18 protein-coding genes and 1 tRNA gene are annotated in these 20,436 nt (G+C 59.4%); 6 read left to right on the top strand and 13 right to left on the bottom strand.

Features of this window, described 5'->3' with window-relative positions; translation table 11 throughout:
* Positions 1 to 152: 152 nt before the first annotated feature.
* The 3 genes from NX775_RS10940 to NX775_RS10930 all read right to left on the bottom strand — a co-directional run bounded on the left by NX775_RS10940 (position 153) and on the right by NX775_RS10930 (position 3,399).
* Positions 153 to 1,130, bottom strand: coding sequence for an NAD(P)H-hydrate dehydratase (locus tag NX775_RS10940; RefSeq protein WP_258836046.1), 978 nt, complete (start codon positions 1,128 to 1,130; stop codon positions 153 to 155).
* Positions 1,131 to 1,141: 11 nt separating this feature from the next.
* A complete protein-coding gene (locus NX775_RS10935; RefSeq protein ID WP_258836045.1) occupies positions 1,142 to 1,903 on the bottom strand; it encodes a histidine phosphatase family protein in 762 nt (253 codons plus the stop codon).
* 95 nt (positions 1,904 to 1,998) lie between these two features.
* Positions 1,999 to 3,399 carry an L-cystine transporter gene (locus tag NX775_RS10930; protein WP_258836044.1) on the bottom strand — a complete coding sequence of 467 codons (1,401 nt, stop codon included), beginning with the start codon at positions 3,397 to 3,399 and terminating at the stop codon, positions 1,999 to 2,001.
* A 253-nt stretch (positions 3,400 to 3,652) separates the two neighbouring features.
* Between NX775_RS10930 and NX775_RS10925 the strand changes: the two genes are divergently transcribed.
* On the top strand, positions 3,653 to 5,449 hold the full coding sequence (locus NX775_RS10925) for a methyl-accepting chemotaxis protein (protein WP_258836043.1): 1,797 nt from the start codon (positions 3,653 to 3,655) through the stop codon (positions 5,447 to 5,449).
* 33 nt (positions 5,450 to 5,482) lie between these two features.
* On the opposite strand, the gene NX775_RS10920 is transcribed toward NX775_RS10925, so the two are convergent.
* The 5 genes from NX775_RS10920 to NX775_RS10900 form a co-directional block, all read right to left on the bottom strand.
* Positions 5,483 to 6,853 carry a DUF3526 domain-containing protein gene (locus tag NX775_RS10920; protein WP_258836042.1) on the bottom strand — a complete coding sequence of 457 codons (1,371 nt, stop codon included), beginning with the start codon at positions 6,851 to 6,853 and terminating at the stop codon, positions 5,483 to 5,485.
* Positions 6,850 to 8,280: a DUF3526 domain-containing protein gene (locus tag NX775_RS10915; protein ID WP_258836041.1), complete on the bottom strand. Its 1,431-nt coding sequence runs from the start codon at positions 8,278 to 8,280 to the stop codon at positions 6,850 to 6,852. The genes NX775_RS10920 and NX775_RS10915 overlap by 4 nt, the downstream gene beginning before the upstream one ends.
* Positions 8,277 to 9,032: an ABC transporter ATP-binding protein gene (locus NX775_RS10910; RefSeq protein WP_307732192.1), complete on the bottom strand. Its 756-nt coding sequence runs from the start codon at positions 9,030 to 9,032 to the stop codon at positions 8,277 to 8,279. Before NX775_RS10910 ends, NX775_RS10915 begins: the two co-directional genes overlap by 4 nt.
* A gap of 164 nt (positions 9,033 to 9,196) precedes the next feature.
* Complete coding sequence (locus tag NX775_RS10905; protein ID WP_258836039.1) at positions 9,197 to 9,526, bottom strand: hypothetical protein; 330 nt, start codon at positions 9,524 to 9,526, stop codon at positions 9,197 to 9,199.
* 86 nt (positions 9,527 to 9,612) lie between these two features.
* Positions 9,613 to 9,807 carry a hypothetical protein gene (locus tag NX775_RS10900; RefSeq protein WP_183550491.1) on the bottom strand — a complete coding sequence of 65 codons (195 nt, stop codon included), beginning with the start codon at positions 9,805 to 9,807 and terminating at the stop codon, positions 9,613 to 9,615.
* A gap of 426 nt (positions 9,808 to 10,233) precedes the next feature.
* Here NX775_RS10900 and NX775_RS10895 point away from each other — a divergent pair, with 426 nt between their 5' ends.
* From NX775_RS10895 to NX775_RS10875, 5 genes are all read left to right on the top strand, one after another.
* Positions 10,234 to 11,514, top strand: a complete 1,281-nt coding sequence (locus NX775_RS10895; protein WP_258836038.1) for a CmpA/NrtA family ABC transporter substrate-binding protein — start codon at positions 10,234 to 10,236, stop codon at positions 11,512 to 11,514.
* Between the two features lie 28 nt (positions 11,515 to 11,542).
* Entirely contained in the window at positions 11,543 to 12,448 is a 906-nt protein-coding gene (gene ntrB / locus NX775_RS10890; RefSeq protein WP_258836037.1) for a nitrate ABC transporter permease, read from the top strand.
* A gap of 14 nt (positions 12,449 to 12,462) precedes the next feature.
* Entirely contained in the window at positions 12,463 to 13,272 is an 810-nt protein-coding gene (locus NX775_RS10885; protein WP_258836036.1) for an ABC transporter ATP-binding protein, read from the top strand.
* A gap of 649 nt (positions 13,273 to 13,921) precedes the next feature.
* The gene (locus NX775_RS10880) at positions 13,922 to 15,130 is read left to right on the top strand and encodes a hypothetical protein (protein WP_258836035.1); all 1,209 of its coding nucleotides are present in this window, start codon (positions 13,922 to 13,924) and stop codon (positions 15,128 to 15,130) included.
* Between the two features lie 3 nt (positions 15,131 to 15,133).
* A complete protein-coding gene (locus NX775_RS10875) occupies positions 15,134 to 16,858 on the top strand; it encodes an ATP-binding protein (RefSeq protein WP_258836034.1) in 1,725 nt (574 codons plus the stop codon).
* 358 nt (positions 16,859 to 17,216) lie between these two features.
* On the opposite strand, the gene NX775_RS10870 is transcribed toward NX775_RS10875, so the two are convergent.
* The 5 genes from NX775_RS10870 to tolB all read right to left on the bottom strand — a co-directional run bounded on the left by NX775_RS10870 (position 17,217) and on the right by tolB (position 20,412).
* Entirely contained in the window at positions 17,217 to 17,474 is a 258-nt protein-coding gene (locus NX775_RS10870; protein WP_258836033.1) for a hypothetical protein, read from the bottom strand.
* A 70-nt stretch (positions 17,475 to 17,544) separates the two neighbouring features.
* Positions 17,545 to 17,620: transfer RNA gene (locus NX775_RS10865), tRNA-Lys, on the bottom strand.
* A gap of 73 nt (positions 17,621 to 17,693) precedes the next feature.
* The gene (ybgF, locus tag NX775_RS10860; RefSeq protein ID WP_258836032.1) at positions 17,694 to 18,449 is read right to left on the bottom strand and encodes a tol-pal system protein YbgF; all 756 of its coding nucleotides are present in this window, start codon (positions 18,447 to 18,449) and stop codon (positions 17,694 to 17,696) included.
* 130 nt (positions 18,450 to 18,579) lie between these two features.
* On the bottom strand, positions 18,580 to 19,107 hold the full coding sequence (gene pal / locus NX775_RS10855; protein ID WP_258836031.1) for a peptidoglycan-associated lipoprotein Pal: 528 nt from the start codon (positions 19,105 to 19,107) through the stop codon (positions 18,580 to 18,582).
* Between the two features lie 33 nt (positions 19,108 to 19,140).
* Positions 19,141 to 20,412, bottom strand: a complete 1,272-nt coding sequence (gene tolB / locus NX775_RS10850; protein WP_183550507.1) for a Tol-Pal system beta propeller repeat protein TolB — start codon at positions 20,410 to 20,412, stop codon at positions 19,141 to 19,143.
* Positions 20,413 to 20,436 lie beyond the last annotated feature (24 nt).

The following is a 20,436-nucleotide window of genomic DNA, read 5'->3' as shown; positions in this document are numbered from 1 at the left end:
CAGTGCGTACATCTGTGAATCTGTTTCGACTTCAATGTGTTTCAATGCATCTGTGTCAATTAGACCGCAAGCCCGACAGCTGGTTCGTTAGATACCGCACACTTACGGAAATCGGTAACATTTTTTACACACATCGTGTGACCGCCAGTGTTCTAGGTTCCCAGGTGCACATCGCCCGAGACAGTCGCCACACCCTCTGCCGCATGCTTGTCCTGCCGGCCAAGCTGCTCCAGTAGCACCGGTACCTCGGCGGCAAGTTCACGCGCCAGATAGCCGAGCGTCCCCAGGCGCTCGGCGAGCCGGTCGCCGGCGCGTGCATGCAGCGCCACGCCCCAGCAGGCTGCCTGCGCTTCGGTCGCACCGCGCGCCAGCAGGCCGCCGATGATGCCTGCCAGGACGTCGCCCGAGCCGGAACTGGCCAGCCCGATATTGCCGGCACCTTCGTGCTGCCACAGCGAGCCGTCCGGCGCGGCGATCACGGTGCGTGCGCCTTTCAGCGCGATGACGGCGTTCCAGTCGCGCGCCGCGGCCAGGGCCGGCGCATCGGGCAGGCCCACGATGCAATCCTTGTCGATGCCCGTCAGGTGCGCCATTTCGCCGCAGTGGGGCGTCATGATCACAGGACGCTCGAAGCGCATCGGCTTGCCTTCGGGCCAGTGCTCTGGCGGATAGAGCAGGACGTCCATCGCGCAGGCGTCGAGCACCAGGCCCACGTCCGCTTCGACCAGGCGCGGCAGCAGTGCATGCACCAGGCGCGCCGTGCTGGCTTCGTCGCGCATGCCGGGACCCACCAGCACCGCATCCACGCGATCGGCCAGCGGATCGAGGCTCGCCACCGCGTCGAGGCTGAAGCCATCGGTATCGTGCTCGGTCAGGCCGATCACGCGCGCCTCGGGCATCGCCAGTGCGACCAGCTGGGCGACACTGGCCCCGGTCGCGATCGTCAGCTTGCCGGCTCCGGCGCGCAGCGCGGCCGTGGCCGCCAGGATAATGGCGCCCGGCATTTCGCGCGAGCCGCCGATGATCAGGATGTGGCCGCGCATTTCCTTGTCGCCCCCGGTGCCCGGCTGCGGCAGCGGCCAGGCGGCCAGCATGGCGGCGTCGACATCGTGTACCTGGTTCTTGTCCATGCTGGGTGCCCTTATGCGTTGGGGGCCGATGCGACGTCCTTGGCCGCCGTGACCGGTGTACCGGTCTCTTCCAGCGGCGCGACGAAATTGACCAGGCGCAGCGCCAGATCGCCGCGCTTGCCGGCCTCGGGATCGAATTCGTAGGATGTGACGGAGCAGTTCGGGACATCGCCGTTGCGGTCGAATTCGAGGATCTGCGCTTCGGTGAGGTGCTCGAACAGGTAACGGAAGCAATTGACCGTAACCTGGTGCGCGACGATCAGCACACGCTCGCCGGCAAATTCCCGTTCGATCGTATCCATGACACTGCGCAGGCGCAGGATGACGTCGCACCAGCTTTCGCCGCCGGGCGGGCGGAAATAGAACTTGCCGACGTGATGGCGCTGCTCGTACAGGTCGGGGAAGTCGTGCGCGATGCCGTGCGTCGTCAGGCGGTCGAGCACGCCGAATTCCTTTTCGCGCAGGCGCTCGTCCTCGCGCACGCACAGGTCGTCGCGTTCGAGGTGGCGCATCACGAGGTTGGCCGTTTCGGCCGCGCGCACGTACGGCGAATGCAGCACGACGGTCGGGCGCTGCGCTGCGGGGAGCGACGCGAACCAGGCGCCGAGGGCGTCGGACTGGCGCTCGCCAAGGTCGGACAATGGCACGTCGACGTCGCGCTCGGCGATGTCGATGCGGTGTCCTGCTGCTGCTTCAGCCAGGTCGCGGGCGACGTTGCCGGCGCTTTGTCCGTGCCGCACGACCCAAATTTCCTGTGGCCATTTTTGTTCCATGAAGTCCGCCAAAAAGTTATCTTGGCGTCATCATAGAAGGTTTCATGACGGCTTCAGCGCACGATTGTTCCGTGCACGGAAACCATCGGGCGGCATCAGACGGCCTGCGCCTCGCTGTCCAGGTTGATGTCGGCGTCGTCGTTGAACACGCGCATATCGGTCTGCCCCATGACCCTGCTGGTGACGGTGCCGGCGGCGATGGAACCGCTGACATTCAGCGCCGTGCGGCCCATGTCGATCAGCGGTTCGACCGAGATCAAGAGGCCCGCGAGCGCCACCGGCAAATCCATCGCCGACAGCACGATCAGCGCGGCGAAGGTGGCGCCGCCACCGACCCCGGCCACGCCGATCGAGCCGAACGCGATGATCGCCAGCAGCGGCAGCAGGAACGCGGCCGTGAACGGATCGACGCCGACCGTCGGCGCAATCATCACCGCCAGCATGGCCGGATAGATGCCGGCGCAGCCGTTCTGGCCGATCGTGGCGCCGAACGAGGCGGCGAAATTGGCCGTGCCTTCCGGCGTGCCCAGGCGCGCGGTCTGCGTGGCCACGCTCATCGGGATCGAGCCGGCGCTGGTGCGCGACGTGAACGCGAACACCAGCACCGGGAAGATCTTCTTCACGTAGCGCCATGGCTTCAGGCCGCTGGCTGCGACCATCGCCAGGTGAACGCAGAACATCAGCGCCAGCGCAGCATACGACGCGACCACGAAGTTGAGCAGGCCCAGAATGTCTTGCCAGCTCGAGCTCGAGACCACTTTGGCCATCAGTGCGAACACGCCGTACGGGGTCAGGCGCAGCACCAGCGTGACCATGCGCATCACGATCACGTGCGCCACGTGCACGAAGCTGCTGAACGACGTGAAGACTTCCGGCTTCTTGCCGGCGATGCCGGTGGCCGAAACGCCGATGAAGATCGAGAACACCACCACCGCGATGGTCGAGGTCTTGCGCGCGCCCGTCATGTCGAGGAACGGGTTGGCCGGGATGAAGGACAGCAGCAGTGACGGCAGCGACAGTTCCTTGGCAGCGGCCAGGTTGCCCTGCATGTACTCGCCGCGCGCGACTTCGGCAGCGGTGGAGGTCAGGCCGACCGCCGTCAGGCCGAACAGCTTGGCCATCAGGATGCCGATCGAGGCCGCGACGATGGTCGTGATGAGCAGGATGCCGATCGTGAGCGTGCTGATCTTGCCGAGCGACGAGGCATCGCGCAGCTTCAGGATCGCCTGGATGATCGAGACCATGATCAATGGAATGATGATCATCTGCAGCAGCTGGACATAGCCGCTGCCGATCACGTTCAGCCATTCGTTGGTGGCCTTGATTTCCGGCCCCGCCACGTCATACATCACCTGCAGCGCGGCGCCGAGCACGACGCCAAGGCCAAGGCCGGCGAACACGCGCTTGGTGAATGAAACATGGTTGGCCTGCAACCGGTACAGGAAGACGCAGACGGCCAGGGCAATGGCCAGGTTGAGCAGGACGGGAAGTGTCATGGGGGCTTCGATGGGGCGGCGTGGACAATCATGTCATTTTATCGACAAAGTTGCCTGTTCACAGTGCGCTTGTCATTTTTGCCAAGGCGCAGCATTGACTGGGGACTAACGGATTGTTGCGGACCAGCGACGCCCGGCCCGTCTTGTGTAGGGAACCCGTCAATCTCGCGTTCAATACTTCCCATGGGTAAGGATAAGTTTCTATAATCCAATAAAGTATCTTCTTATTTCTCCTCACGTCAGCCCAGCGAACATGTTCAAACATCTCAGCATCAAGTCGCGCCTCATTTTCGTCATCGCGTTCCTCGCGGTCGAACTCATCGCCGGCGCCGTCATCGGCATCTACAACCTTGGTACGGCCAACGCTGAGCTCAAGCAGATGTACGATCGCCGCCTGGTCGGATTGAGCCAGGCCGGGGAAGTCACGCAGCTGATCACGGCAAACCAGCTGGCCGTGGCCAAGGCCGTCAACCTGGAGGATGCCGGTCAGCGCCGCGCTTCGATGGACGCCGTCGATGCGAATATCGCCACGATCAGCAAGCTCTGGGGCCAGTACACGCAGGTCCCGATGAGCGAAAAAGAGCGCGCCCTGGTCGGTCAGATCGCAGCGTCGCGCAAGGCGTTCGTCGACGGCGGCCTGTTGCCGGCAGTGGCCGCGATCCGCGCCAATGACAATGCGCAGGCGATCCAGTTGCTGAACGGGCCGATGACGCAGTTGTATGCATCGCTCAATACGCTGGGCATCCGGCTGATCGACGAGCAGCAGGCTGCGGCGCTGGCCGAATACCAGGCCTCGCAGGCTACTTTTGAGCTGGTGCGCGCAGTATGCCTGGCCGGCCTGGCCTTTGGCCTCATCATGGCCGCGCTGGTTGGCTACCTGCTGGTGCGCGCGATCGTGCGGCCGATCGAGCAGGCCGTGAAGATCGCCGGCGCCGTGGCCCAAGGCGACCTGACCCAGACCATCGAGGTCACGTCGACTGACGAAACCGGGCGCCTGCTGCAGGCGCTCAAGGACATGAACGACTCACTCGTGCGCATCGTCGGCCAGGTTCGTACCGGCACCGACAATATCGCCACCGCTTCCAGCGAGATCGCCGCCGGCAACCTGGATCTGTCGTCGCGCACCGAGCAGCAGGCCGGCTCGCTGGAAGAAACCGCCTCGTCGATGGAAGAACTGACGTCGACCGTCAAGCAGAACGCCGACAATGCGCGCCAGGCCAATGCACTGGCCACGTCGGCATCCGAAGTAGCGGGCAAGGGCGGCGCCGTGGTGGCCGAGGTGGTGCAGACGATGGGCGCGATCAATACGTCGGCCACGCGCATCGTCGACATCATCGCCGTGATCGACGGCATCGCGTTCCAGACCAATATCCTGGCCCTCAACGCAGCCGTCGAGGCAGCGCGCGCCGGCGAGCAGGGCCGCGGCTTTGCCGTCGTGGCGGGCGAGGTGCGCAGCCTGGCGCAGCGCAGCGCGGCCGCGGCCAAGGAAATCAAGGTGCTGATTGACGATTCGGTCGAGAAGGTGCATCACGGCTCGGAACTGGTGGACCGCGCCGGCACGACGATGGCCGAGATCGTGCAAAGCGTGAACCGCGTGACCGACATCATGTCCGAGATCACCGCCGCCAGTCAGGAGCAGACAGCCGGCATCGAGCAGATCAACGGCGCTATCGCGCAGATGGATCAGGTGACGACGCAGAACGCGGCGCTGGTCGAACAGGCGTCGGCGGCGGCGACCTCGCTGCAGGAAGAAGCGGCCAAGCTGGCGCAGACCGTGGGCGAGTTCAAGCTCGTGACGTCGCCGGGCGTGCGCGCAGTCGTGGCCAAGCCGCGCGTGGTGACCAGTGCGCCGAAGATGGTGAGCAATGCGGCGCCGAAGCCGGTGGAGAAGGCGCCTGCGAAGTTGCCTACGAAAGCGCCGGTGAAAACGACGGTAAAACCGGTCGTGACAAAAGCCCGCACCGATGCCGCGCCAGCCGCGAAGCCAGTGAAGCCAGCGAAGGCAGAAGCCGCCAACGCCAGCACTGGCGACGGCTGGGAAGAGTTCTGACGCAGTCCGGGATTGGCGGTCCGGCCGCCTTTCCTACCGCACCGTGCGCAACGTGCGCAGCCCCGCTGCCAGCAGCAACAAGGCCAGCACGGCCAGCGCCAGCAACTGTCCCGGCGCCAGCGTCCCCTTCATCGCGCTCCCGTCATACACGGGCAGCTTTGCCGCATCGCTTGGTGTGAACGGCCGCTCGTCGAACAGGTACGGATAGAAGAACTGCCGCAGCTGCGTGTGATACGCCCCGATCCGGTCGTGGTAGGCCAGTTGCGAGGCCAGGTCGGTATCGGCCAGCCGGTGCAGCAGCACCTGCACGTTCACCGACGCCAGCAGCAGCCCGGCGCGCGCGGTCCAGTCTTCGCGCGCCTGCATGCTGGCGCGGTACTGCGCCACGCTTGGCGCCACCGCATCGTCGCCCGCCTGGTGCATCGCGTAATACCATTTCCAGTGGAAGCGCCCGGTGACCGGCGCCGTGTCCTTCCATTCGGGATGCGTGCGGAAGAATTTTTCGAACGTGTCCGTCTTGGGCACGTCCCACGCCGAATGCACTGCCTGGCGTTGCGCCAGCGCCAGCTCGACGCCTTTCGACACCGGCGACAGGCGCGCGATGCCCGCATCGGCCAGCGTCGGCAGGATCATCGTCAGTCCCACCAGGCTTGCCAGCAGGATCGCGGCGCTGCCGGCCGACGTGCGCGCACGCGCCGCCACCCAGGCCGCCAGACCGAACCAGAACGCCAGGTACAGCGTCGCCACCAGCGCAATCTGGGCGAAGCCCGTCACGCCGGCGCCGGCGATGAAGGCGCCCACGGCCAGCGGCAGCAGCGCAGCGAGCCATAGCAACGCATAGCGCAAGCCGACGCGGCGGCGCCAGGTGTTGGCTGCGCCTTTGGGCAGGGATGCCAGCAGGCGCAGGCGGCCGGCTTCGCGTTCACTCGACACCAGGTCGTGCATCAGCGCGATGACGAACAGCGGCGTCAGGTACACCAGCACGAACGCAAAATCGAAGCGACCCGGCATGGCCAGCTCGGGATTGATCGACTCCGATTCGTACAGCTGCGCGTGCAAACCCAGGATGCGCACGCGCAGCGCCGACGGCTGCAGATCGCGCCCGCCGATGGCGGCAAACGCCAGTGGCGACGGCGGATTGACGGTCAGGTGCGGCAGATAATAGCCGACCGCACCGGCTTCGGCGCCGCCGGTTTTACTGACAGCGCGTAACTGCGTGGCCAGAATGGCCGCGTGGTCATGGGCATGGCTCGCCGCGATGCGCTCGAGCGTGGCGCGCTGCTGGCTCACGGCATGCAAACCGGTCCAGACGGACAGCGCAGACAGCAGCGCCAGCAGCACGACAGCGCCGACGGCCAGGCGCGAGTGCGCGATCTGGCGCAGTTCCATTAACAGTGTTTTCATGCCGGATTCCTTTCCAGGCGTTTGGCGACCCAGCCGCCGATGCTTAACAACGCCAGCAGCCAGCCGCCCAGCAGGGCGAACGCGAGCCAGGCATGGCGCGCGGCGACGTCGGCGAACGGGGCAGGGGCGTAGCCGAAGCGCGGCGTGTCTTCCCAGTGGTGCTTGTCGATGCGCTCGTCGCCGGCGCCGGTGGGCGTGACGACGTTGACGTGCAGGCCGTTGAGGCGCTGGACGAAGGCGTAGCGGTAGCGTTCACCTTCGAGCAGGAAGCGCGCGTGGCTGTCGAGGTTGGTGCCCGACAATGCGGTCGACATGCGGCGCAGCGCGATCAGCGGACTGGCCACGCTGGCCGAATGGACGATCGCGCTTTCCTCGGTCTGGCGCGCATGATCGGCGCGCATGAATTCATCGAACAGGGCGCTGGTCATGCGCTCGCCCTCGGCCATCAACAGGCCGCTGTAGTTGACCGGCAGGTCTTCCACGCGCGCGACGCCGTAGTGCGCCAGCGTGCGCGCGCGGAACGCCTTGAAGTACGGGTCGTCCGGATTGTGGGTATCGCCGATCTTGGCCAGGCGCTCGTGGATCGCGACCTCGGTTTCGATGCGGCTCGGGCGGCCCACGTCGCCGGCCGCGACATCGGGCATCACGCGCGGCAGCAGGATCGCCGTGACGATCCAGCCAGCCACCAGCGCCAGCAGCGCGTCGCGCGCCCGGGGCAGCGATGCCGACACCAGCACGGCCGCCACGACCCATACCAGCAGGTACAGCGCATACCCGGCCAGCAGCGCCAGTGCCTCGGCCGCGACGGTCGGGTGCATGACGGCGATCGCCACCAGCGCGATGAAGGCCGGTGCGCCCAGCAGCAGCGCCACGCCCGCATGGGCCGCGAGCTTGCCAAGCAACAGCGTCGCGCCGCGGACACCCTGCACGATCTGCAGCCGCAACTGCCCACGTTCACGCTCGCGCGCGACGCTGCCGAAGGCGAGGAACACGATCAGCAGCGGCGTGAGCACCTGCAGCACGAAGGCCGGCGTCAACTGGCCAAAGCGCAGCAGTACCGACGACTGGGCGGCGTCGCTGAAGTTGGCGCTGTTCTGGCGGTGGCCTTCCAAAAACAGCGTACTGCCGGTGAACGGATCGACGCCGAAATCGAAGAAGGCGAGGGGACTGAGGGGCCGGAACACATAGTGCCCGTAATGGACGACACGGTGCGGGTGGCGGTCCGGCTGGTTGGCCCACTGGGCGTCGACCGTGCTCTGGAAGCGCGCCCGTTCAGCGTTCACGGCGCCCACGCGCTCATGGCTGACGACGATGGCGACGAGCGTGAGCGCCAGCATCAGGATGCCGGCGGCGACGGCCACCTGGTTGCGCAGCATGGCGCGCCACTCGCCCATGGCAACCGCAGGCAGTGCTCGAGAAACGCTCATGCGGCCTCCGGTCTGGCGGCAGCGTTAGTGGCACCGGCGTAGCGCCGGTACAGGTCGCGCACGTCATAGTGTTCGGCGCCGCTGGCAGCGACTTCGTGGCCGATGTGGCCGCGCTCCAGAAAGCCGATGCGGTCGGCCACTTCGGCTGCACCCAGCAGATCGTGCGTGACCATGAAGATGGCGCTGCCGCGCGCGCGCAAGTCTTGCAGCAGCGTGTTGAATTCGCTGGTGGCCTGGGGATCCAGGCCCGTGGTCGGTTCGTCGAGCAGCAGCAGCGGCACCTGACGCGCCACGGCCAGCGCGATCGCGACCTTCTGGCGCATGCCTTTCGAGTAGCCGCCGAGACGACGCGTCCATGCGGCGGGATCGAGCCGCACCGCGCGCAAGGCATCGTCAATGGTGGCGTCCATCGCTGCACCGGTCCGATCGCTGCCGGCCAGGCGCAGGAAGTAGTCGATGTTCTCGCGGGCGCTCAGGTGTTCATAGAGAGCGACGTTTTCCGGCACGTAGGCAAGCTGGCCGCGCGCGGCGAGCGGGTCGGCGGCGACGTCGATGCCGCACACGCGTACGCTGCCGGTCTGCGGTGCGAGAAAGCCGAGGAAGGCGTTGAGCGTCGTCGATTTGCCGGCGCCGTTGCCGCCCAGCAGGGCATAGATTTCACCGCGCGCAACGCGCAGGTTCAGGTCGCGCAGCACGGTCGTGGCGCCGTAGGCGACGGTCACGCCGGTCGCCTCCATGGCAGGAGTGGTCATGGTCATCGTGTTCTTTCAAAGTAAACAAGGTATGCCGGCGCACGCATGCAGCGTGCACGCTCGATGCAGACGTACGCATAAGCGGCGGTGGCAAACGGGCTGGAGATGACTCGCGCCGCTACGCCGTCAGGTCACGTTGATGACCGCGTCGGCGCATGGACGAATCAGTGGACGGACTGGTGGCGTGGTGGCGCCTGGGGGGAAGGGATCAGGTACTGGCGGCGGTAGAACGGCGCAGGGCGCGGCAGGCGCGCGAGGAGATAGACGACCGCCAGGAAGACGGCCAGCAGTTGTGGCGATACGGCCGGCAGGTCCGTCGTGGCATGGGCGGCAACCTGACAGCTGACGCAGTCGGACAGCTGCTCGGCCAGGTCATGCTCGTGGTACGAGCTGCCGATGAGTTGCAGTGCCAGGATCAGCGCGCACGCACACAGGAGCAACCGGCGCAGGGCCGTACTGGTGTGGGTGATGCGTAAGGTGTGCAACAGCGACATGCAATCCTGGTGGAACGGGTGACGGCGCAGTATAGCCCGGCCATTACGGCGCGGGCAAGGCGCAAGGCGGGGCCTAATGCGCCGGCTTACTCGAACGCCACCAGCAGCGTGGCCAGGCTGATGCAGACGACGGCGACCACGCCAATGCGCTGGCGCAGGCGGCGACTGCTTGCGACGATGTCTTTCGCGATATGACGGCGTGGCTTTTTTGGATTGCTGCGGTCGACGGCGGTCGCCGTATGGATCGGCGTGCGGTGACGCTGGACTTGTTCGGTGTGCATAAATGGCTCCAGTTGCAGGCCCCGGCGGTGCAAGGTCAGTAATGGTAGTAATGTACTCGTGCTTGTGTTTGAGGCAATAAACAATCCTAGCATGCACGCATTCACTTGTGGAAGGCCGCGTTGTCAACCGTGCGCGCGTACGGACAGCCAGCACACCGGCCTGCAACGCCGTCCAAAAAGAGGCGCTGCGCGATCGTAGTGCGCCGCGCGCGCCATGCTGCGGTGCACCGCAGCGGTGGCCATTCTCGCGCTCACTCTGCGGCAGTCACTGGCACGAAGCTTGCGTAATGGTTAATGCGCAACGGAGCGCACGAGGTGAATGCCAACGCTGGCCCAGCCTCCCCGGACAACGACGTCTACCAACGCATGAACACGTTCATGTGGGGTAGCCGTTTTTTTTTGCCTGATCACTTTTTGGGATTTGCAATGGAAAATCAACAGCGTCAAGCGCAGGGCAACCCGTCCACCGGCACGAACGTCGACGGGACCCGCCGGAACATCATTCATGGCGCATCGCTGGCAGCGGCCGGCGGCCTGCTGGGGCTGGCCGGGGGCGGGGCATGGGCGGCGGGGTCGGACAAACCCGAAAAGACCGAGATCAAAATCGGTTTCATTCCACTGACCGATTGCGCATCGGTCGTGATGGCGTCGGTGCTGGGCTTTGACAAGAAATACGGCGTCAAGTTTGTGCTGAGCAAAGAGGCATCATGGGCCGGCGTGCGCGACAAGCTTGCCAATGGCGACCTGGACGCCGCCCACGTGCTGTACGGCCTGCTGTACGGCGTACAGATGGGCATTGGCGGCCAGAAGAAGGACATGGCCGTACTGATGGGCCTGAACAACAACGGCCAGGCCATCACGCTGTCGAAGCAACTGGCCACCAAGGGCGCGGTCGACGGCGCCTCCCTCGCCAAACTGATGCGCACTGAAAAGCGCGACTACACGTTCGCGCAAACCTTCCCGACTGGCACCCACGCGATGTGGCTGTATTACTGGCTCGCTGCCAACGGCATCAATCCGATGAAGGACGCCAAGGTCATCACGGTGCCGCCGCCGCAGATGGTGGCCAATATGCGCATCGGGAATATGGACGGCTTCTGCGTCGGCGAGCCGTGGGGCCACCGCGCCATTATGGATGGCATCGGCATCACGGCCACGACGACCCAGGACATCTGGCGCGACCACCCCGAGAAAGTGCTGGGTTCGACGCTGGAATTTGCCAAGGCCAATCCGAACACGTGCCGCGCGATGATGGCGGCCATTCTGGAGGCAGGCAAATGGATCGATGCGTCACTGGCCAACAAGAACAAGATGGCCGAAGTGATCGCCGCCAAGTCGTATGTCAACACGAGTAAGGACGCGATCGACCAGCGCATCATGGGCCGCTACCAGAACGGCATGGGCAAGACCTGGGACGACGCGAACCACATGAAGTTCTACAACGATGGCCTGGTCAATTTCCCGTACCTGTCCGATGGCATGTGGTTCATGACGCAGCATCGCCGCTGGGGCTTGCTCAAGACCGATCCGGATTACCTGGCGGTGGCCACGGCGGTCAACCAGATCCAGCTGTACAAGGACGCGGCAACGATGACGAAGACGCCGGTCCCGGCGGGCTTGCTGCGCACATCGAAGCTGATGGACGGCACCGTGTGGGATGGCAAGAACCCACAGGCGTATGCCGCGTCGTTCAAGGTCAAGGCTTGACCATCCACCCGTACTGCGAGGAGCCGTCATGAATGCCCTGTTGAAATCCGTTCCCAACGAGCCGGCGCCAGTGCCGGTGGCCGCCAGCGGCCCGGCGCGCACCGCCACACCGCGCAAGCCGGCAGCCAGCACCGTTTCTGCGCGCCGCGCGCAGCCGTTTGCCACGGCGGTCCGGCGCGTGGCGCCGCCGCTGACCGGCATCGCGCTCGTGCTGCTGGTCTGGCAAGTGATCGCCGCGCAGAACGAGGCGTTTCCGTCGCCGCTGGTCACGTGGCAGGCAGCGCTCGAACTGTTCGCCGATCCGTTCTACCGCAACAGCCCCAACGACCAAGGCATCGGCTGGAACGTGTTGGCGTCGCTGCAGCGCGTAGCGATCGGCTTCGGCCTGGCGGCACTGATCGGGATTCCGCTGGGCTTCGTGATCGGGCGCGTGCAATTTGTCAGCCGCATGTTCGGCCCGATCATCAGCCTGCTCAAGCCGGTCTCGCCACTGGCCTGGCTGCCGATTGGCCTGTTGGTATTCAAGTCGGCCGACCCGGCCGCGATCTGGTCGATCTTCATCTGCTCGATCTGGCCGATGATCATCAACACGGCCGTGGGCGTGCAGCGCGTGCCGCAGGACTACATGAACGTGGCGCGCGTGCTGAACCTGTCGGAATGGAAAATCCTCACCAAGATCCTGCTGCCATCGGCGCTGCCCTACATCCTGACCGGCGTGCGCCTGGCGATCGGCACCGCGTGGCTCGTCATCGTCGCAGCCGAAATGCTGACCGGCGGCGTGGGCATCGGCTTCTGGGTATGGGACGAATGGAACAACCTGAACGTGGCGCACATCATCATCGCGATTGCCATCATCGGTGTGGTCGGCCTGTTGCTCGAACTGGCGCTAGTGTCGCTGGCACGCGCACTGACCCACGAACAAGTGGCTAACTGAAAGGGGTTTCGATCATGGACGAACTGCAAAAGAAATTCATCGACATCACCGGCGTCGAGATGGCGTTTCACACGAAGAAGGGCGTGTTCCCGGCGTTGAAGGGGATCGACCTGACGGTCAGCAAGGGCGAATTCATCACGCTGATCGGCCACTCGGGGTGCGGCAAGTCGACGTTGCTGAACCTGGTTGCCGGGCTGCTCAAACCGACGGCAGGCCTGCTGATCTGCGCTGGCCGCGAGATCGGTGGCCCGTCACCGGAGCGCGCGGTCGTGTTCCAGAATCATTCGCTGTTGCCGTGGCTGACGTGCTACGAGAACATCCATCTGGGCGTCGAGCGGGTGTTCAGCGGGGCTGAATCCCGCGCGCAGTTGCGCGAGCGGACGATGGATGCGCTGGCGCTGGTGGGCCTGACAAGTGCCGAAACCAAGCGGCCGCATGAAATCTCGGGCGGCATGAAGCAGCGCGTCGGCATCGCGCGGGCGCTGGCAATGCAGCCGAAGGTGCTGTTGATGGATGAGCCGTTCGGCGCACTCGACGCGCTCACGCGCGCGCACTTGCAGGACGAGCTGCTCAAGATCGTGGCGGCCACGAAATCCACGGTGGTGATGGTGACGCACGACGTGGATGAGGCGGTGCTGTTGTCAGACCGGATCGTCATGCTGACGAATGGGCCGGCGGCCACAATCGGCGAGATCGTCGCCGTGGAGCTCGAGCGGCCGCGCGACCGGGTGGCGCTGGCGCAGGATGCGCGTTACACCGAGCATCGCCGGCAGGTGCTGGAGTTCTTGTACCGCAAGCAGGCGAATCCGGCCGTAGCGGCGTGATTAGTCTCGTCTTTGCGCCTGGCGAGGCTATGTTCTCAGTACCGCCCTTAACCAATCTGAAAACGGGTTCTTCGTAGAACGGGGATCGAAGAAAAGCGGCTAGTTGATAAAAAGGCCTATTTACAATAAGGCTTCTGGTTCCAAAGAGAATGTACCTGCACCCTGCAAGGTCGTTCAGTTAGCCGCTAGTAGCGTAGGGCGCTTACGGCGTCTACGCGTTCCTATAAGTTGACTCCCTTGTGCATTGACGTTGCTCGAGCGCATGGACAATAAGCACTCTTTACGCACGCAGACATAGGTGAAAAATGTCTAAGGGATGTTCTAACGCCTCAAGAAACATATCCTCCTTGCATAGATTCAACCGGCTAAGCTGCGATTCTAGATTTTTGCGCAGTCAGATGTCCGTCTAAATCGATGTTCGACATCTGACTTGAATTATTAGGAAGTCTTCCTAAAAAGTTTAAGGATTCGTTTAGTACTACCGCACCAAAAATTATTAAAACGATAAAAATATGCATTTTGAATATAATTTTGATAGCAAATAACTATGAATCATCTTTATCTTATTAAGATTATTTTCAGTCCATGCTTGATGATATTTATTATTTTTCAGTTAGCATAGCGCTTCAAACTTTCTTAAAGGCGCGAAATGGAGGACGGGGGATATTACGCAATCAAAGGTTTTGAATTTCAAGTTGACAAAACTATAAAGGAAATTTTCGATCCTGAACGAGCCGACGACGAAGAGATTTGGATTGAAAATATTCAAGATTTGAATACTGACGATTTCGTTACTCAAGTCAAGTATAAAGAAACACAGGAATTTTCTGAATATAAAATTAGAGACCCTATTTTACAGCTATTAAATTTATCTATCAATGATAACGGTAATAGGAATTATATTCTTTATTGTCATTTCACTGATAAAGAAAAATCGCGCATCAAATTTGACTTGGCCGGAATCAAGTCGATTCTAAAAATTTCTTCCAAATCAAATTCCTCAGCTGCTCATCTCGAAAAAATTAAAACTATCGAGAGCCTTAATGACCTTGACATACAATCATTTGCGGGGCGATTTACTTTGGAGTTTGCAGATAGTTATTCACCTCATTTTTCTGAGGTAATCTCGATTATATCCAAGCAGAATTTTTGTGTTAACTCTGTTGATGCAGTTTACTACTATGCAATTATCGCTAATTATCTAAGAAAGTTGGTAATCGAAAACGGCACTGTTACAAAAAGACTCTGCGATCGAAAAACTGTTTTGGAAATGATAGGCGATGGTAAGAAAAGTCTATTTTATGGTTCGTTCGAGGAATACAAAGGGCGTGAAAATTTTCTTAAGTTCTTAATCTCCAACACGCCGAACTTATACAAGAATCAATCTAATTATTTTATATTTGGCGACCGTTGTTCAGGGTCATCAGAACAAATTGCTAAAGCAATTGAATCAATAGTGCGGAAATATTACAAATCAGCAGTGCATGATTTGTGTCCGCCAACCTTTATTTTACAAGATGGGGTCTGCACAAATGTGAAGAGAGTTTTAGTGGCTCTAGATATTGTAGTGAATGATGGATTTGAGGATCTTGGTTTCAACGAAAATATTTTTCATCGAAAAGCAATTGTGTTGCGAAAGCTGATGAGCAATAGGAAGCCGTCTGACGTTTTAGAGGACATATCATTTCACGCAAAAGTCATCTCGCGTACGAGTTTTGAAAAATTGACGGCATCTAAACTGCAACCGAGTCGAGTTTTATATTTTGGAGAAGATGAAATTCCTACGCTTATTCCATTTTCAGCGTTCCTTGTAACTGACATCCACCATAATGAAGTGCCGAGCTTAGTAAGGATCTAAACTATGATAAGTGAAAATTTTAGGATTTCAAGTGTATCTTCTACTGCTCTTGTTATCGAGATCATTGACCCATCTCTTTTTGAGGGGCAATTTAACATAGGTAGCTATGTTAAAGTTCCGTGCCGCGGCATGCAAGATACTTATGTTGTTGGAGTTGTCGATAATTATCGGATTAAAGATTTACAAGCGATCAGTGCAACGGATTCTTCAAGTCCGTCTTTCCTTCTCGACGTGAAATTGGTTGGTATGTTATATGGATCGAAGGGTTCACTCATATTCAAGAGGGGCGGCCACGGCGTCCCTCTGCCACCCAACAATGGGATTGGAATTCTTACTAAAGAAGAGTTGTCTGCTATTTATTCAACTGGGCTGCTAGAAACTGAAAAGTTCACATTTTCTAGCCTCGTGACACACTCGGATGTGAAAGTCCCTATCAATGGCGATAAATTTTTTAACAAGCATTTTGCTATTGTGGGCGCTACTGGATCAGGAAAGTCACACACAGTGGCTAAAGTACTGCAGAGTGCAATCTCCGCAAAATCAAGTAAATATTCAGGATTAAATAATTCCCATATTGTGTTATTTGATATTCATGGAGAATATTCGCAAGCGTTCCCCGAATGTAATTATTTAGATTCGTCAACATTGAGTATCCCATATTGGCTCTTCGACGGAGAGGAGTTGATGGAGTTGTTTATAGAAAGTAGCGAAAGCAATTCATACAATCAAGTCTCTCAATTTAGGCATACTGTAATTGAGAATAAAAAAATATTTACTAAAAGCGAAAAGGTCTTTTTCGATTCGCCACTTCAATTTGATATTAAGCAAGTTAAACGTTACATTCAGAATATGAATTCTGAGTTGGTCAATAAGAAGAAGGCTAAAGTACCTGAGGATAAGAATGGTAAGCAAATAGCGGATCGAATTCCCTGTTACTTTAATGATGAATATGAATTCGATAAAGTCAGCACTGATTTTGTAAATGGTCCATATACAGGGGAATTTGATAGATTTTTGATGCGCTTGGAAAATACGATTAACAATCCCAGGCTGGGATTCTTGTTTAAGGATTCTACGGGTATAACAATCGAATCAGTATTGCAGCAATTTTTAGGATATGGGGATTCAAAAAAATCTAATGTTACTGTGATAGATCTTAGTGGTATTCCATTCGAGGTTTTAAGTATTACAGTATCTCTTATATCAAGACTTATTTTTGAATTTGGATATTATTACAAACGTTCATTGGTCAAAAACCCCAAATCTGAGGCGCCGATACTGCTTGTTTATGAAGAGGCCCATAAGTATGTTCCGCGAAGCGACATGGTCAAATATCGAGCTTCAAAGGTCGCGATCGAAAGGATCGCAAAAGAGGGCAGAAAATATGGCGTTACTCTTGGAATTGTTAGTCAGAGACCGTCTGAAGTGTCGGAAACGATATTTTCGCAGTGTTCAAATTACATTGCTATGCGGCTTACTAATCCTGATGATCAGGCTTACGTAAAAAAGCTTTTGCCAGATACATCTGGCGATTTGATCGCAAGTCTGCCAGTCTTGCAATCAGGTGAGGCCCTTATCATTGGGGATTCAATATCCTTGCCGTCCATGGTTTTAATTGACACTTGTTCAGACAAGCCAAACTCAACCGATATTGCCTATTTGAAAGAGTGGTCAGAAGAGTGGCGGGCCATTAATTTCCCTCAAATTATTACTCCATGGAAGAGTTAGGTTTCGATTTGACCTAATCCGAAACAAGAAAATCTTATCTCGGGCTTTAAATCGAAAGTAATTCTTTAGTAAGTATCTGGGTGGTTGATTGGATTAGTCCTAATTGAAACGCATATGCTAATCAACTACGGGTCAAAGAGCTTATGTTTAAAGTCGAGCCATTCAAAAGCTCACAAGCTTTCCGGCAACCACCCAAATGGTTCGCGTTCTATCTATGCAATTAAGTTATCTTTAAACTTAGATTACCCGCTTCTAACTCGCTGTCCCCGATAAATGGGTCACTCAAACCAGCAAATTTAATCATCGCAACGAGCGCGAAGTTACAAAAATAACTTATGAGAAAGTTGTCAGAATTAACTCAAGTCGCTTTTTTCTTCTGCACCTGACGCTGCTGCTGCTTGCGCTGCGTCTGGTTGCGGTTCTGCTTGCCTTCGTGGAGCGCGGTGGCGTCCAGCTTGGCTTGCTCGGCGGTGCGCAGTTCTTCCTTGTCGTCGTGCGCGACGAAGTAATCGTTGGCTTGCGCGTCGACCACCAGCTTGATCGCCGCTTCGTCGGTGAGGTCATACATCTCCGTGAGGAGCGTGGTCACCTCGTCGAGAAAATCTTCATAAGTCATGGTGCGATCATCCTAATGTGAGCGGAATACAAAAAAGCCAACCCGAAGGTTGGCTTTTTTGCTGAATCTTTGGTAGGCCGTGCGGGATTCGAACCTGCGACCAACGGATTAAAAGTCCGCTGCTCTACCAGCTGAGCTAACGACCCGAAGAAGCAAGATTATAGGGGGCGACACGGGCGCTGTCAAATGCCGCGCCCGGCGTATCGCTGATCCGTGTGCTTACTTCAGCGACGCCAGGCGATCGCGTGCGGTCTGTGCGGCGCTCGAATCCGGGTACTTCGCCACCAGCGTCTGGAGCGACTTCTTCGCGTTCTTGTTGTCCTTGAGCAGGGTATAGCTGCTGGCGATATTGAGCATCGCGTCCGGCACCTTCGGGCTGGTGGCGTAGGTGGTCGTGACGACCTGCTGCGCTGCGATGGCCTTCTTGTAGTCGCCCAGTGCATAGAAGGTGTTGCCGAGCCAGTACTGCGCATTCGATGCATACGGCGACTGCGGGTACTGGCGGACGAATTCCTGCAGCGCGACCGAGGCGCCCTTGTAGTCGCCTGCCTGGAACTGGGCGGTGGCGGCTTCGTACGCGGTCTTTTCGGTTGGCAGCACTTCGGCGGTCTGCCCGTCGATGACTTCGGCGCGCGGCTCGACCTTCTTCAGGCGTGCGTCGAGGTCGGCGTACAGCTGCTTCTGGCTGTTCTGGGCCTTGGCGACTTCGTTGGCCAGTACTTCGATCTGGCCGCGCAGGCGGGCGATTTCCTGCATCGTCTGCTCGTGCTGGTTGAGCATCTCGATCTGCACCGTCTTGTCCGATTTGCTGTCGATGCGTGCGGTCAGGTCGCGCGTGATGTTGTCGACCTTGGTGCGCAGGTCCAGGATGGCCTTGCGCGCTTCTTCGTCGTCGAACGGGCCGGCGACGGCGTGCAGCGGCATCGACAGGGCCAGCACGAGGCATGCGAGGCGGGACTTGGGCAGTTTGAGCATAAGCGTTGTGTTCTTTCTACTAAGCCGGTGACTTCGGCGGTTGCTGAGATAAAACAAGGGGCGGGTAGCAGTCTGCACTGCGTCCCGCCCCCTGTCAATCGAACCTGTCCGGCTTGTTCAGCCGAATCGATTATTGATAGACGATGTCTGCGCGGCGGTTTTCAGCCCACGATTCTTCGTTGCTGCCGGTGGCTTTTGGCTTTTCTTCGCCCAGCGACACGGCTTCGATCTGGCTTTCCGACACGCCCAGCGATGCCATCGAACGACGGACGGCTTCAGCACGCTTCTGGCCCAGGGCCAGGTTGTACTCGGTGCCGCCGCGTTCATCGGTATTGCCCTGGATCAGGACTTTACGCGAGGTGTTCTTGGTCAGGAAACCCGAGTGGTTCTGGACCACTGGCTGGCCATCAGCGCGCACGACGAAGCTGTCGTAGTCGAAGTAGATGCTGCGCTTGGCCAGAACGCCTTGTGGGTCGTTCAGCGGATCGACGCTGCCGGTCTGGACCGGGTTGATGTCGCGTGGATCGGCAGCAGCTGGCGCTGCCGGCGTTGGCGATTTCTCGACGACCGGGGTTTCGTTCAGCTTGGTTGGCGACGAGCAGGCGGCCAGCAGGGCTGCGGTGGAAACGATGAAAGCTACACTCTTGAAGTTGCGCATGGATTTTCTCCTGTTATGTTGAGGTTTTACTTCTTACTTCATGAAGGGACCCCAGCTGGGCTCCCGAATGTTTCCCGCTTTGGTCGTCAAGCGTTGCTTGACTCGTCCATCCACAGACACCACGGCCAGCGAGGTGCGACCGCCACCCTTGGTTGCATACATGATGTACTTGCCGTTAGGCGAAAAACTCGGTTCGGTGGCCCCATCGGCCAGGCGCAGTTCCTGGCCGCTGGCCAGGTCCATCGCATATAAGGAGTAAGCGCCGCCGCGCTGCGAAATCCAGGCCAGCGTCTTGCCGTCAGACGACACGCGTGGGCTGATGTTGTAGCTGCCATTGAACGTCACGCGGGTGGCGTTGCCGCCGGCTGCGCTCATCTTGTAGATTTGCGGGCCACCGCTGCGGTCGCTCGTGAAATAAATGGTCCGGCCATCGGCCGAGAACTGCGGCTCGGTATCAATGGCCGGGTTGTTGGTCAGCCGCTTGTGGCCGGTCCCGCCCGAATTGACCGAGTAGATCTCGGTGTTGCCATCCTTCGACAGGGCCACGGCCAGCGTCGAGCCGTCCGGCGACCACGATGGCGCCGAGTTGTTGCCCTTCTGGTTCGAGATCACGTTGCGGCGACCCGTCATCAGGTCTTGCAGATACACGACCGGCTTGCGGTCTTCCATCGAGACGTAGGCGACTTTCGAGCCGTCCGGCGACCAGGATGGCGAAATGATCGGCTCCTTGCCCTGGGTGGCGATGACTTCGTTCTCGCCGTCGGCATCCGACACGGCCAGGACATAGCGCTTGGCGCCGCTGTCAGCCTTCACGTACGCGATGCGGGTCGAGAAGATGCCGCGCACGCCGGTCAGCTTTTCATAGACATCGTCGGCAATGCGGTGCGCCTGCAGGCGGGTGTAGCGGGGCTGGACTTCGCCGCCCATCTGCGAGATTTCGCCGCCTTTGACCGTGTCCATCAGCTTGTAGCGGATGGCGAACCGGCCGTCCGGCTGTTTCGATACGCTGCCGACCACGAGCGCGTCCGCGCCACTCGCCTTGAATGCAGCCAGATTGATACTGCCGGCGTCACGGTCGCTGATGACCTGGCCGGCGTCGATGACCTTGAATACGCCACTACGCTCGAGGTCGGCGCGGATGACGGCCGAGACTTTATCGGGTGCGACGGATTCGTCGGCGAAGGCCGCAATGGCGACCGGGATCTGGTTGCTGCCGACACCGGCGATTTCGATTTGCAGCTGCGCATTGGCTGCCGATCCCATGGCAAGGGAAGCGCTAAACAGCAGGAAATGGATTTTTTTCATAGTTTCTCTTGTAAATCTGGTTCG

It is taken from the genome of Massilia aurea, from assembly GCF_024753205.1.
In the GTDB taxonomy this organism is placed as follows: domain Bacteria; phylum Pseudomonadota; class Gammaproteobacteria; order Burkholderiales; family Burkholderiaceae_D; genus Telluria; species Telluria aurea.
This window is presented reverse-complemented; position numbering and strand designations above follow the sequence as displayed.